Source organism: Cryobacterium psychrophilum (assembly GCF_004365915.1).
Lineage (GTDB): Bacteria > Actinomycetota > Actinomycetes > Actinomycetales > Microbacteriaceae > Cryobacterium > Cryobacterium psychrophilum.
Genome location: NZ_SODI01000001.1, coordinates 2052759 through 2065764 on the forward strand (window position 1 = coordinate 2052759; position 13006 = coordinate 2065764).

At 66.4% G+C, this 13006-nt stretch carries 10 protein-coding genes; 4 read left to right on the forward strand and 6 right to left on the reverse strand.

Annotated elements, in window-relative coordinates:
• Positions 1–41: 41 nt before the first annotated feature.
• Entirely contained in the window at positions 42–2561 is a 2520-nt protein-coding gene (locus tag EDD25_RS09635) for an excinuclease ABC subunit UvrA (protein ID WP_134175328.1), read from the reverse strand.
• Between the two features lie 156 nt (positions 2562–2717).
• Here EDD25_RS09635 and EDD25_RS09640 point away from each other — a divergent pair, with 156 nt between their 5' ends.
• Positions 2718–3563 carry a class II glutamine amidotransferase gene (locus EDD25_RS09640; protein WP_166671256.1) on the forward strand — a complete coding sequence of 282 codons (846 nt, stop codon included), beginning with the start codon at positions 2718–2720 and terminating at the stop codon, positions 3561–3563.
• A gap of 48 nt (positions 3564–3611) precedes the next feature.
• Here EDD25_RS09640 and EDD25_RS09645 read toward each other — a convergent pair whose 3' ends face one another.
• The 4 genes from EDD25_RS09645 to EDD25_RS09660 form a co-directional block, all read right to left on the reverse strand.
• Positions 3612–5270: an AMP-binding protein gene (locus EDD25_RS09645; RefSeq protein ID WP_338419627.1), complete on the reverse strand. Its 1659-nt coding sequence runs from the start codon at positions 5268–5270 to the stop codon at positions 3612–3614.
• 60 nt (positions 5271–5330) lie between these two features.
• Positions 5331–6572 carry an acyl-CoA dehydrogenase family protein gene (locus EDD25_RS09650; protein WP_134173082.1) on the reverse strand — a complete coding sequence of 414 codons (1242 nt, stop codon included), beginning with the start codon at positions 6570–6572 and terminating at the stop codon, positions 5331–5333.
• Between the two features lie 50 nt (positions 6573–6622).
• Positions 6623–8740 carry a 3-hydroxyacyl-CoA dehydrogenase NAD-binding domain-containing protein gene (locus EDD25_RS09655; RefSeq protein ID WP_166671257.1) on the reverse strand — a complete coding sequence of 706 codons (2118 nt, stop codon included), beginning with the start codon at positions 8738–8740 and terminating at the stop codon, positions 6623–6625.
• Positions 8741–8867: 127 nt separating this feature from the next.
• Positions 8868–9569: a TetR/AcrR family transcriptional regulator gene (locus EDD25_RS09660; RefSeq protein ID WP_134173084.1), complete on the reverse strand. Its 702-nt coding sequence runs from the start codon at positions 9567–9569 to the stop codon at positions 8868–8870.
• Positions 9570–9772: 203 nt separating this feature from the next.
• Here EDD25_RS09660 and EDD25_RS09665 point away from each other — a divergent pair, with 203 nt between their 5' ends.
• A complete protein-coding gene (locus EDD25_RS09665) occupies positions 9773–10756 on the forward strand; it encodes a bile acid:sodium symporter family protein (protein ID WP_134173085.1) in 984 nt (327 codons plus the stop codon).
• 14 nt (positions 10757–10770) lie between these two features.
• Here EDD25_RS09665 and EDD25_RS09670 read toward each other — a convergent pair whose 3' ends face one another.
• Positions 10771–11604, reverse strand: coding sequence for a LuxR C-terminal-related transcriptional regulator (locus EDD25_RS09670; RefSeq protein WP_134173086.1), 834 nt, complete (start codon positions 11602–11604; stop codon positions 10771–10773).
• A 102-nt stretch (positions 11605–11706) separates the two neighbouring features.
• On the opposite strand from EDD25_RS09670, the gene hxlB reads away from it, so the two are divergent.
• On the forward strand, positions 11707–12300 hold the full coding sequence (gene hxlB / locus EDD25_RS09675) for a 6-phospho-3-hexuloisomerase (protein WP_134173087.1): 594 nt from the start codon (positions 11707–11709) through the stop codon (positions 12298–12300).
• A 66-nt stretch (positions 12301–12366) separates the two neighbouring features.
• Positions 12367–12990, forward strand: coding sequence for a 3-hexulose-6-phosphate synthase (hxlA, locus tag EDD25_RS09680; protein ID WP_134173088.1), 624 nt, complete (start codon positions 12367–12369; stop codon positions 12988–12990).
• Positions 12991–13006 lie beyond the last annotated feature (16 nt).

Sequence of the window (13006 nt, forward strand, 5' to 3'; positions counted from 1 at the left end):
CCGACCGCCTGCCCGTCGAGTCCCCGAGTTGGCACCGCGCCTCAGGCGAGGCTGAGCGCCAGATACGGGGCGGTGCGACTCGTGGGGTGGTCGGCCACGGTTTGCGGGGTGCCTTGGGCCACAATGGTCCCGCCCTTGTCGCCACCTTCGGGTCCCATATCGATCACCCAGTCCGCGGAGGCCACCACGTCCATATCGTGTTCCACCACGATCACGGTGTTACCGGTATCGACCAGGCGGTTCAGTTGCTTGAGCAGCAGCACGACATCGGCCGGATGCAGCCCGGTCGTGGGCTCGTCGAGAACGTACAGTGTGTGCCCGCGCCGAGCGCGCTGCAGCTCGGTCGCGAGCTTGATGCGCTGCGCCTCTCCGCCGGACAGCTCGGTGGCCGGCTGCCCGAGGCGCAGGTAGCCGAGTCCCACCTCGCGCAGGGTCTCCAGGCTACGCAGGGCGACGGGCACGTCGGCAAGAAAATCGACTGCCGCGTCGACGGTGAGCCCGAGCACCTCGGCCACGTTCTTGCCGCGGTAGGTCACCTCGAGGGTCTCGGGGTTGTACCGCGACCCGCCGCAATCGGGGCAGGGTGCGTAGCTGCCGGGGAGAAACAGCAGGCCGACGGCCACGAAGCCCTCACCGAGGCAGGTGGCGCAGCGCCCGCCGGTCACGTTGAACGAGAAGCGTCCGGCGCCGTACTTGCGTGCTCGCGCCTCCGGGGTTGCCGCAAAGGTGGATCGGACCGCATCGAAGAGTCCGGTGTAGGTGGCGAGGTTAGACCGCGGCGTACGGCCGATGGCCTTCTGGTCGACGCGCACGATTCGACCGATCATGTCGGCGCCGGTCAATGCCTGCACCGTTGTCGCCGACTCGGTGTCGTCGTCGGGCGCCTCGTCCTCTTCGGTGGCTCCCGTCGATGCCGTTGACGTGTGCACGTCCTGGTTGGGGTGCAGATGCAGGGCAACGGCCTCGGCGAGCACCTGGCTCACAAGCGTTGATTTGCCGGACCCCGAGACGCCGGTGACGACCGTGAGTACGCCCAGCGGGAACCGGGCATCGAGGTCCTGCAGGTTGTGGCGGGTGATGCCCTCAAGCATGAGCCAGTCGAGGGGATGCCGCGGCGCGCGCCCTGTCACCGGGGTGCGCTGCTGCGCAAAGAGAAACTCCCGGGTGACGGAGTCGGTGACGGCCGCGAGGCCATCCGTCGGCCCGCTGTAGAGCACACGTCCACCGTTGTCGCCGGCGTGCGGACCCACGTCCACAACCCAGTCCGCGCGCCGCACGACGTCCATGTTGTGCTCCACGACGAACACCGAGTTGCCGGTGGACTTGAGTTCCTCCAGGACCGCCAGCAGCGGTTCCGCGTCGGCCGGGTGCAGCCCGGCGGAGGGCTCGTCGAGTACGTAGATCACGCCGAAGAGGCCGGCGCGCAGCTGGGTGGCGATGCGCAGGCGCTGCATCTCACCGGGAGAGAGGGTCGGGGTGGCGCGCCCGAGGCTCAGATAGCCGAGGCCCAGTTCGAGCAGCACGTCGAGTCGTCGTCCCAGGTCAGCGGTGATCGTCGCGGCCACCTCGGCGCGGGCATCGGCCGCCCCGTCCGGGTGTGCGCGGAGAACCACGGCGAGGTCGGTCAGTGGAAGCGCGTTGAGCTCGGCGATGGTGCGGGAGTCGAACGTGACAGCGAGTGCGGCGGTCGTGAGTCCGCTGCCGCCGCACAGTGCGCACGGCCCGGACTCCACGTACTGCAGCACCCGATTGCGCACCGATGCGCTTTTGGAGTCGGCGAGCGTGTGCATGACGTAGCTCTTGGCGCTCCAGAACTTGCCCTTGTACGGCCGCGGGCGTTCCCGCTCCGGCATGATGTCGACGACCGGTTGCTCCTCGGTGAAGAGGATCCAGTCCCGGTCCGACCGGGACATTTCGCTCCACCTCGTGTCCACGCTGTAGTCGAGAGCGCTGAGGATGTCGCGCAGGTTCTTGCCCTGCCAGGCTCCCGGCCACGCGGTGACGGCGCCCTCACGAATGGTGAGGGTGGGATCGAGAACGAGCGAGTTTTCGGTGGCCGTGTGGGCGGTTCCGAGCCCCTGGCAGGCGGGACATGCGCCCATCGCGGTGTTCGGCGAGAAGGAATCCGACTCGAGCCGGGTGGCCCCCGCCGGATACATGCCTGCTCGGGAATACAACATGCGCAGGGAATTGGAGAGCGTGGTCACGGTACCCACGCTTGAGCGGGAGCTCGGCGTTCCCCGTCGCTGCTGCAGGGCTACCGCGGGCGGCAGGCCAGTGATCTCGTCGACGTGGGGAGTGTGACCCTGCTGAATCAGGCGACGGGCGTACGGCGCCACCGATTCGAAGAACCGTCGCTGCGCCTCCGCGAAGATCGTACCGAAGGCGAGAGACGACTTGCCGGAGCCGGAGACCCCGGTGAAGGCGACGATGGCGTCGCGCGGCACGTCAACATCGACGCCCCGCAGGTTGTTCTCGCGCGCCCCGCGTACGCGAACGAAGCCGGGTGTGCGCTGGGGGTCGGTGGTGGGAGCGGACGCGGACGTTGAATCGAGCTGCATCCGATCAATGTTACGGGAGCGGGATCGGCCGGGATCGCTGATCATCTTCCGTTTCTTTGCACGCCTTCTCGATGCCGACCGGAACGTGACGTAATCTGGAAGGGGGTTACCCCATGGGTCCCGCCCATTCGGATGGATCCATCACGAAAGGCAGTTATGTGCCGGCTGCTCGCCTATGCATCGCCCGCTCCACGAACCACTCGAGACGTGCTGGGGGGAAACCAGAGTGCCGTCTTCCAGGATATGACCGAGTTACACAAAGACGGCTGGGGCAGTGCCTGGATTGTCAGTGACTCCGCCGCTGACCGTGTGGTGAAGAAGGAACGCTCCGCGCTGACCGGCGAGGGCGACCACCGTTTGACGCAAGCCCTGTCAGACCGCCTGTCGCGGGCCCAGCTCGTTCACCTGCGCATGGCCACGGATGGCATGACCTGCCAACCCGCGAACACGCATCCGTTCGTTCGTGACGGTTTCGCTTTCGCCCACAACGGTTCGCTCTCTCCGGCGTCGGCGATGGACGGGCATATCGCTTCCGACCTGCTTGCTTCCCTGGAGGGGGACACCGACAGTGAGCGGTATCTCGCCGTGATCCGCACGAAGATTGCCGAGGGGCATGCTCCGTTCGACGCCGTGTGCCAGTCCGTGCTCGAGCTGCGACCGATTTTTCCCGACCTGAGCATGAACGCGATAATTCTCACGACCACCGAGCTCATTGCCGTGCACGCGAGTGCGAACGCCAACACTCCGCACGATATGTTCGATGCGAGTGGCCTCACCGAGCTGAGCCTCCCCCAGGACCATCGCACCGCCTATTACCTGATGCGTCAGCGTCGGTACGACGATGGCACGGTCGTGTTCGCGTCGAGCGGACTGGATATTGTGGGGTGGGAGTCGCTGCCGGCCGAGAGCGTCACGCGGGTGGACCTGGACACGCATGAGATCACGACTCGCTTGCTCGACCTGGCACCCAGCAGTGCCCTTCTGACGCACCAGCTCCCGTAGACCCGGTGTGAGGCCCGCGATTGCTCGCGGGCCTCGCCGGGAGTGGGTTCAGGGCTTAGCGGCCAGTTCGGCGGCGGCGTCCTGCTCCTGCAATGCTCGCAGGGCGACCTTCAAGATCTTGCCGGTGGCTGTGCGCGGGAGGGCCTCAACGAAGTCGATGTAGTCCGGAACCTTGAAGCTCGCGATCAGGTAGCGCGTGTGGGTGAGCAGGTCCACCTCGGTGATGGTCTGGTCGGGACGGAGCACCACATAGGCCTTCGGACGTTCGCCCCACTTGGCATGCGGGACACCGACGACGGCGACGTCGAGCACGGTGGGGTGGGCGAGGAGGGCGTTCTCGACCTCGATGGTGGAGATGTTCTCTCCGCCGGAGATGATGATGTCCTTTGCACGGTCCCGCAGCTCGATGTAGCCGTCGGGGTGCATCACGCCGAGGTCACCCGTGTGGAACCAGCCGCCGCGGAACGCCTCGGCCGTGGCAGCGGCGTCCTTGTAGTACCCGGCCATGACGTTGTTTCCCCGCAGCACGATTTCACCCATCGTTTGTGCGTCGGCGGGAACATCCTGCATGGCGGAGTCCACGATCCGCGCGGATTCGGCCTGCAGCATGCCAACTCCCTGGCGGGAGATCTTCATGGCTCGCTCATGCTTGGGCAGGTCGTCCCACTCGTTCTGGTACTCGCAAATCGTGTACGGCCCGTAGACCTCGGTGAGGCCGTAGACGTGCACGACGTTGACGCCCAGCGTGTCGAGCTGCTCGATGACCGTTGGCGACGGTGGTGCGCCCGCCGTTGTGATGCTCAGGGGGCGTTGCACCTCGTGGGCCTGCGGGGCGTTGGCAATGATTCCGCACACCGTCGGAGCACCGCACAGGTTGGTGACGCCGAGGGAGTCAATTGCCGACCAGACAGCCTCGGCCCGAACAGCCCGGAGGCACACGTGAGTAGCGCCCGCGCCCGTGACGGCCCATGGCGTGCACCAGCCGTTGCAGTGGAACATGGGCAGCGTCCACAGGTAGACGGACTCGGTGGTGAACTGGTTGTGAAAGATCTCGCCGAAGGAGTTCAGGTAGGCGCCGCGGTGGGTGTACATGACGCCTTTGGGCTTGCCCGTCGTGCCGGACGTGTAGTTGATGGCGATTACCTCGCGCTCGTCTTCCACTTCCCAGCGCAGCGGCCGGTCGTCGGCACTCCCCGGCACTATGCGGTCGGCCTCGGCCAGGAAGGATTCGAAGCTCTGCTGGCCGAAGGCGAGCCCGCTTTCGACGAGCCCGAACTCCGGGTCGGCGATTTCGATGACGTGCTTCAAGGCGGGGCTCGCGTCGTAGGCGGACCCCACAGTTCCGACGAGCTCGGCGTCCAGGAACAACATGGTCGCCTCGGAGTGCGCGATGACGTAATCGATTTCCGGCTTGGCCAGGCGCGAGTTGAGGGCCACGAGAACGCCGCCCGCCAGGGGAACCGCGAAGTGGGCGATGAGCATTTCCGGAATATTCGGTGCAAGGAATATGACTCGATCACCGGGGCTGATCCGAGCGCGAATGGCGCGGGCCAGACGCTGGGCGACGGCGGAATACTCCGCGTAGGTGTACGTGCGGTTGCCATAGATGATGGCATTCTTGTTTGGGAATACTTCTGCTGAGCGCTGCAGGAAGCGCATCGGGGTGAGCGGCGAATCGTTGGGCGAGCCGAGCTGGGGGTCAATCACGAGAGACTCCTTTGTCAGGGTGTTCTGGAAGGGTGGCGCGGATGCGTCAAACGTGCCCTCTTATTTGAAGGCGCTCACTCCGGTGAGATCGCGGCCGATGAGCAGGGCCTGAACGCTTTCGGTTCCCTCGTACGTGTGGATGGCCTCAATGTCGGCCATGTGTCGCACGACGTGGTTTTCGAGCAGGATGCCGTTGCCGCCGAGCATGTCGCGCCCGAGGGAGGCGATTTCACGGGCCGCACGGGTGTTGTGGTACTTGGCGAGGGAGGCCTGGATGGGGCGAAGCGTTCCGGCCTCGTCGAGCGTGGCGAGGTGCATGCAGTGCAACTGCATAGAGGTGAGACGGGAGAGCATCACCGTGAGGCGCTCCTGAACCAGTTGGAATCCGGCCAGCGGCTTTCCGAACTGGGTGCGCTGGGTCGAGTAGTTCAGCGCAGCCTCGAAGACCGCCGTGGCGTGACCGAGGGCCGACCACGCCACGCCGAGACGCGTGGCGTAGAGCACGGCCGCGGTGTCCTTGAAGGTGTGGGTGCCGGGGAGGACGGCGTCGAGGGGAATGCGCACATTGTCGAGCACGATCCGGGCCTGGTGGATGGCGCGGAGCGATCCCTTGCCGGTCATGGTCTTCGCGACGTAGCCGGGTGTTGCCTGGTCGACGAGGAATCCGCGCACGTCACCGTGTTCATCGCGTGCCCAGACCACGGTGACGTCGCCAACCGAGCCATTGCCGATCCACATCTTCTCGCCGTTGATCACCCATTCATCGCCGTCGCGGCGGGCGGAGGTGACGAGTCCGACCGAGTCGGAGCCGTGCTCCGGTTCGGTGAGGGCGAAGGCGCCGAGTTTCTCGGCGCGGGCGAGGGGCACAAGCCAGGTGGCCTTCTGCTCGGCGCTGCCGAAGAGAGCGATGCTGCGCAGCGCGAGGCCTCCCTGCACCGCCACGACGGTTCCCATTGATCCGTCGCCGCGGGAGATCTCCATGTTGACCAGTCCGGCCGCGAGGGCCGACATGGGAGTCAGGCCCGGGCCCTCGACCGCGTCGGTCAGCAGGTCGAGTTCACCCAGGCGACGCGCGAGGTGCAGCGGGTACTCACCCTTGTCCCAGGCCTCGGTGAGCTCATCGAGGCTTTCCTCGGCGAAGGTTCTGGCGCGGGACCAGAACGCTCGATCGGCTTCTGGCACGTCGGCGAAGACCGCGTAGTAGTCGGTATCCAACGGAGTGGAGACGTCATAGTCCGGTACCTGCCTGGTCTCGGGCGCGCTGGGGGTGCGTTCGGTGTCGATCACAGGGACGGAGTTCATTGGTGACTCGCTTTCAGGTGTGGGTAGGCAGAGGAGACGGGGTGTCCGGGTCAGGCCGGAACGGGCGCGCTGGCGACTCCGGGCGAGTGGAACGTGACGCCATTGGCGGCACGCGACGCGCCCGATCGGTCAAGGAGGGGCGTGAGCCCACCGGTGTGCTGGGGGTAGTTCGCGCCAAGGATCATGCATGCGTCAATCTCGTCCGCGCTCTCCACGGTGCCCTCGGCGAGCATCCGCCAGGCCTCATCCGCCAGGCCGGACAGCAGGAAGGTTCGGATGCTTTCGGGGGTTGACGGGAGCATCCGCGTGGAAACGTAGTCGATGTCGTCGACGATTGCCGTCGCCTCGGCACTCAGCCGGCCGTCGTCGCCGAGGTAGCCCGTGAGCTTGTTCTCCACGATGCGGCGGAGGCTTGGACTCACCCGGAAGCGCTCGTTGGCGCTCGCGTTCATGGTTTCGAGAATGTGCAGCTGCACGGCCGGACCAATGTACGCGAGCAGGGTGAGTGCGCTCATCGGCAGGCCGTCGTTCACGAGGGCGTTGTCGACGGCGTGGGCATCCGTTCCGGCGTCGACGAGCTCAAGCGTGTCGCTGAACAGGCGAGTGAGCAGGCGGTTCACCACGAAGCCGGGTGAGTCCTTGACGAGAACGGCGGTCTTGCCGAGCGCGCCGGCGAGGGCGAATGCGGCGTCGACGGCGGCCGGACTCGTGTGCGGCGACCGTACGATCTCCACGAGCGGGAGCACAGCCACCGGGTTGAAGAAGTGAAATCCGATGAGGCGCTCCGGGCGGCGCAGGTCGGCGCCCTGGTCTTCGATCGACAGCGAGGAGGTGTTGGTGAGCAGCACCGCGGTATCACTGACGACATTTTCAACGGATGCCCACACCTGACGCTTGACCGCGAGGTCTTCGAACACGGCCTCGATGACGACCTCGCACGGGGAATGGTCGTTCGCGTCGGTGCTCCCGGTGATGAGTGTGGCGACGCGTTCGCGCTCCGGAGCGCTCATGCCTCGTTTCTCGGAGCGGTCGAGCTGGGAGGAAATGCGCTCGAGGGCGAGGTTGACGCGATCGGCGCTGAGGTCGATGAGGTGGGTGGGGGCGTCGAGGCGCTCGGCAAAGAGAAGGGCCAGCTGCGTGGCCATGAGGCCGCCGCCCACGACGCCCACCTGGGTGATGGGAGTCTCCAGGGCGGCCTCGGGCCTGGGCTTCGCCGGACGTGAGCGCTTGCGCGCTGCCTGCACGGCGAAGAAGGCGTAAATGCTCGCGCGGCACTCATCGCTGTGCAGGAGAGTACCGAACGCGGTGATGGTGTCGGCCTCGAGCGAGTCGCCCGCGCGGGCCTTCCGCGCGGTCGTGCGGTCGCCGGTCCCGGGCGCGGGGTTCTGGTCGTTCCAGGTGGAGAGCAGGGCCAGCGCGGTGTCGACGGCGGGAAGCGTCCCCGGGATGCGTTTGGCGACGCCGGCTCGCACCGCTGCGGGGCTCCAGGACAGATCGGCGGTGGCGGCGATGTCGGTCATGCCGGCGACCCGGGCGGAGTTATCGAGGAGTGCAGCGGCCCAGGCTACGGAGGAGACAAGAAAGTCATCGTGCGCGAGCACGACGTCGGCGAGGCCGAGTCGATGAGCGTCGCGCGCCGACGCGTGTCGGCCCGCAAGAGAGCGGGTGATTGCCACGTCGGCGGCAGTGGTGACTCCCACGAGTTCGCACAGGGAGGTGAGACCGCCCCAGCCGGGAACGAGGCCGAGCCGCACTTCAGGCAACCCGATATTGCGAGCGGATGCCGAGACGGTGCGGTAATCGCAGCGAAGCGCGAGCTCAAGGGCGCCGCCGACCGCGGCACCGTTGATGAACGCAAAAGTGGGAACGGCGAGGGCGCTTATGGCAGCGAATGCGAGGTAGCCGTCGCGGGCGAGCTGCTCACCGTCGGCCGCGGAGCGGGCCGGCTGAAACCCTCTAAGGTCGGCTCCCGCTCCAAACGCGGTGCCGGTACCGACGAAGGCAACGGCATCGAACTGGCTGCTGTCGATCTTTCGAACCGCGGTCGCAAGTGCTCGAAGCGCGTCCGCGGTCCACGTCACGAGGTTTCCGGGTGCCGGAACGAAGGTGACAACGGCGATTCGGTGGCCAGCGCTCTCGTGCGGGCTCACCACGACTCTGGTGTTCACTCCACTAACCACGGTGCTCCTTCGCGCCGAACCGACAGATACAAGTACTGTCTAGCTGAGACTGAGTTTCATGTCAAGTGAAACTGAGTTCCAATAAGGGTGTCAGGCGAGAGGGGTTTGCGCAGTGTCAGTGCGTGATCGAGCGGAGCTGTTCTTCGATGGCCCTGGCCATGTCGGCCGGCGACGTGGACGCCGGGAAGACGGCGACGACGACGTCGGACCGAGCATCCGGTGCGCCGCCGGCCTCGAAGGTGGGCGAGAAGAGGCGGCGCACCTCCACGAGTTTCACAGCGAGTTCCTCTGGGCCGCCCCGGTCATTCGAGCGGATGAGTGCGCGCAGCTCGAAGTTGTGTGTGGCGGTCACCGCCGCCGCGAATTGAATGGCCGTGAGCGGCTGGATGTGCGGAAGCATTCGCCGCAGATACGCCGCGAATGTCTTCTCATACCGGGACACCATCACGGTTTCACGGTCGCGCAGCACTTGCGTCTCACGCACGACCAAGTCGCGCACGCGCACGATCTCGAGTCGTTCCCGAAAGCGCTCGAAGACGAGGGAGGCCGCCTCGCAGACGGCAACCCAGGGATCCTCGTGCTCGTTGGTGAAGTATGTGGAGATCTGGGCGAGAAGCTCGTCGTGGTCGGCGAAGATCACATCGTCCTTCGAGCCGAATTGTCGGAAGAAGGTGCTGCGTGACACCCCCGCAGCCTCGGCGATCTGGGTCGCAGAAGTGGCCTCATATCCGTTTTCGCGGAAGAGCCGCACCGCGATGTCGGCCACGTCGACGCGGGTGAGGGGGGCGTGCGCGGCGGCGGGGGAGGTGTCAGGCATGGTGAGGTGAAATTATCACGAAATTTCGCGTAAAGGCATTCGTCGCGCGCGATCGTGCGGTATCGCTCGCGGTGCGGGCAGCGCATCGCGGGCAGACTGCTCGGCCGGCGGGGTGCTTGCTGGTTGCTAGCCTGTGCAGCGGGGGCGTTCTGCGTGCCCGTTGGCTACCCATTCCGTCCCACAGCTGAAGAAGGTTGTTGCCCGTGCACCGCATCAGAATTATCAGCAAGTTCGTCGGGCTCTGGTTCGGCCTCATCGTGCTGGCGGCGGGTGGCCTCGCACTCGCCATGCCGGAAGCCTTTGCCGGAATGACCGTGGCCATTCCGTTGCTTCTCTCCGTCATCATGCTGGGCATGGGGATGACGCTGCGCCCGGTTGACTTCGTCATCGTGGCCAAACGGCCCTGGGCGCTGTTGGTCGGCGTTGCGGCGCAATACGTGGTCATGCCGCTACTCGGCCTCGGCATTGCCGTGGCCCTCGATCTGTCGCCGATGTTGACCGCCGGCTTGATCCTCGTCGGAGCGGCCCCGGGTGGAACGGCCTCCAACGTGATGGTCTTCCTGTCCAAGGGTGATACTGCCCTGTCGGTCGCGATGACGACGGTCTCAACGCTGCTCGCGCCGATACTGACGCCGCTGATCGTGGCCGTCCTCGCTGGCCAGTTCCTTCCGGTGGACCCGGGTGCCCTCTTCATCTCGATTCTGAAGATCGTTCTGGTACCCGCGCTGCTCGGCCTCGTGCTGCGCATGCTGCTGCCGAGCCTGATCGAACGGTTCCTCGACGTTCTTCCGCTCGTCTCGGTCGCGGCCATCACCGCCGTGGTCATGGCCGTCGTTGCGGCGAGCTCCTCCACCCTGATGTCCATCGGCATCGTGCTGGTCGTGGCGGTCATTCTGCACAACGGCCTCGGCCTGACCGTGGGCTACCTGATCGGTCGAGTCTTCGGGCTTCCGGTCGCGAGTCGCCGCGCCATCAGCATTGAGGTGGGCATGCAGAACTCCGGTCTGGCCGCCGCGCTGGCCGTGGCGCACTTCAACCCGGTGGCCGCGCTTCCCGCCGCCCTCTTCTCGGTCTGGCACAACGTGTCCGGGTCGCTTCTGGCAGGTTATTGGTCCCGCAAGGCGCTCCCCGCCGAGTCGGCCCCTGAGCCGACTCCCGAGTCGGCCACGGTCGGCACTGGCAGCTGATCCGCCCCGGACGACTACCGGGCGAGTGAGGCGAGCTCGGCGCGCGTCGTCGCGCCCACCTTGCGCAGCAGGTTCGCTACGTGAAACTTCACCGTGTTCTCGCTGATCAGCAGCGTCGCAGCGATCGACTTGTTGCGGGCGCCCGAGGCCACGAGTTCCAGCACGTCACGTTCGCGAGGGCTCAGCCCCCAGGCCACTTCGGTGACAACGGATGCCTTGGGCGGGTCGAGAGGCAACGACACCGACATCTCGGAACCCCACCCCGGGGTCGCCTGCACATCAAGCTCCCCGCTGAGGGACACCACGCGGTCAGCCAACTGCCGGACGCTCGGAACCTCGGGGTTGAGATCGCCGGGGCCGTCGTCTCGGATGCGAATGAGGAGATTGCTTCCGTCGCAGTCCCACTGAACACGCACCTTGGCCACCCCGCTCTGCTCCACGAGCGCGAGCACGGCTCCGCGCACGATCGCGCGCGCCTCTTGAGCGACCTCGCCCGGCAGCGCTCGGCCGTTGACCGGCGGCTCGATGAACTGAACGTCGAGGTCGCCGAAGCGCACGAGCGGCCGCAGATCGTCGCGTAACCGTTCGAACGCGCGGGCCACGGGTTCCTCGGTGAGCGAGCGGTCGAGGTCGCTCACCGCGCGCAGCGCCACCATGGCCGAAGCCGCGAGGTCGGTCGCCGTCTGTCTGGCCGCCGTGTCACTCGTGGAACTCGACCGCAGCACCGCGAGAAGCGACTCGAGGGTCGTGGCATGGGTATCGGTGAGGTCGGCGATGATCCTCGTTCTCTCGGCTGCGGCCAGCCGCGCGGACTGGCCTGAATCGTGTGCAGGGAGGGGGGAAGTCATATCCCCAGCCTACCCAATTCGGAGCCTGCCCACCCAAACGGGTAGGCAAACTAGCCATTTGATGAGCAGAAAGCCCGCCCAAAAGAGTAGAAGATAGGAAACATGAACGCAACGACAACTACCCCGACACACGTCGTGACAGCGGATGCCCTGGGCGTCGTCCTCGCCGAGAACGTGCACGTGGTCGGCCAGCTGCGCGAGACATCCATCGACTCGTTCGACGCCGCGGCAGGGCGCTTGCGCCGTGCCGAGCGCGTCTTCGTGCTTGGTGCCGGCCGGTCCGGTCTTGCCCTGCGCATGACGGCCATGCGCCTCATGCACCTCGGGCTCGTTGTGCACGTGGTCGGCGACGTCACCACCCCGGCGATCACTCGTGGCGACGTGCTGCTCGTGGCGAGCGGCAGTGGCACAACGGGCGCCATTGTGCGGGCCGCCGAAAACGCAGCGGCGGCGGGCGCGGGCATCGTGGCCTTCACAACGGATGCCGCCTCCGCGCTGGCCGCGCTTGCGGAGGTCACGGTCGTGATTCCCGCCGCCGCCAAGCAGGACCACGGCGGACCGCTCTCGGAGCAATACTCGGGCGGATTGTTCGAGCAGAGCGTTCTCCTGCTCTGCGACGCGATCTTCCACGCGCTCTGGAAGGCCTCCGGTGCGACCGCCGAGGAGCTGTGGCCCCGCCACGCCAACCTCGAGTAACGGTCCCGACTCTCCACCCCCAATTTTCCACTCCACATTTCGTTGAATCAACAGAAAGAAGACCCCATGAAGCTTCAGGTAGCAATGGACGTACTCACCACCGAGGCCGCACTCGAGCTTGCCGCTCAGGTTGCCCGACACGTGGACATCATTGAGCTCGGCACCCCGCTGATCAAGGCCGAGGGCCTGCGCGCGGTCACAGCGATCAAGGCCGCACACCCCGACAAGATCGTCTTCGCCGACCTCAAGACCATGGATGCCGGCGAGCTCGAGGCGGACATCGCATTCGCTGCGGGTGCCGACCTCGTGACCGTGCTCGGCACGGCCGGGGACAGCACCATCATCGGGGCCGTCGCGGCCGCGACCAAGCATGGCAAGGGCGTTGTCGTCGACCTGATCGGCGTGGCCGACAAGGTCACCCGTGCCCGCGAGGTCACCGTCCTCGGTGCGCGATTCGTGGAGATGCACGCCGGTCTCGACGAGCAGGCCGAGGAGGGCTTCACCCTCGACACGCTGCTCAACCAGGGCGAGACCGCCAGGGTTCCGTTCTCGCTTGCCGGTGGGGTCACCGTCGCGACGATCGCCAGGGTGCAGCGGGCTGGGGCATCCGTTGCCGTGGCCGGTGGCGCCATCTACGGCACCGCTGACCCGGCTGCAGCCGCTGCCGAGTTGCGCGCCGCGATCATCTAGGTTCGTAGCTCACCCG